1 protein-coding gene is annotated in these 756 nt (G+C 76.2%); it reads left to right on the top strand.

The window, feature by feature from the left end:
* On the top strand, positions 1-259 hold a 259-nt coding region (locus HW577_RS25945), incomplete at its 5' end, for a hypothetical protein (protein WP_198378948.1).
* Positions 260-756 lie beyond the last annotated feature (497 nt).

Raw genomic sequence — 756 nt, 5'->3', positions numbered from 1 at the left:
CGCCTGGGACGGCTCCGGCGCCGCGGCCGCGCTGACCAAGGGCAAGGCGCGTCCGCGCGACGTGCCGGTCGACCTCGAGGCCAGCTTCGCCGCCGCGGCGGCGCGCGCACGGGACCTTGGCGGCCTGCCCGCCGGCGGCCTGCTGGTGGTGGCTGGCCTGACACCGGCTGTCATTCCCGCGGCCGGCGAGACATGGACGGCCCGGATCGCGGGCATCGGCAGCGCAAGGGCCGAGTTCGAGGGCAGCGCCGAGCGCTGACGCCCTCCATGGGGCATCGCCTGGTCGTGACAACCGCACACGGGAGGAGGCATCGGGGTGTTGGCGCGCGGCCACCCCAGCCCCGCATGCGGTGACCTCGGAGCACAGGCCGAAAACATGGGCACCGGGCAGCACGCGGCTCTGACCGCCGGGGCGTCGCGGTGCAGGCGTGGGGCGCTTCCGCGCTAGGACGGCCCGGCCACACCAGCCACCGTGATGTCGCGCCCTTGTGCCGATGGATCGACCTTGGGCGCGCGGGATTGGCGGGGCCGCCGCGTGAAAGACGGGCGCGGATGTCAGTCCGAAGAAGGTGAGTCCTCCGGCCGGCATCGCGGGATGCGACACGCGCTGCCGGTTATGCGAGCGGGCGCCGCGCTGCCGCCGTGGCGGTTATGCGCAGGCGCGTGCCGCAGCCGCACCGCACCGCGCCGGGCCGCTTCCCCGGCCGCGCCGTCGACCACGGCACGGCCGGGCTCGGTCGGCGCCTCAGCGGCGCC

This window comes from Neoroseomonas rubea, from assembly GCF_016106015.1.
GTDB lineage: Bacteria > Pseudomonadota > Alphaproteobacteria > Acetobacterales > Acetobacteraceae > Neoroseomonas > Neoroseomonas rubea.
This window is presented reverse-complemented; position numbering and strand designations above follow the sequence as displayed.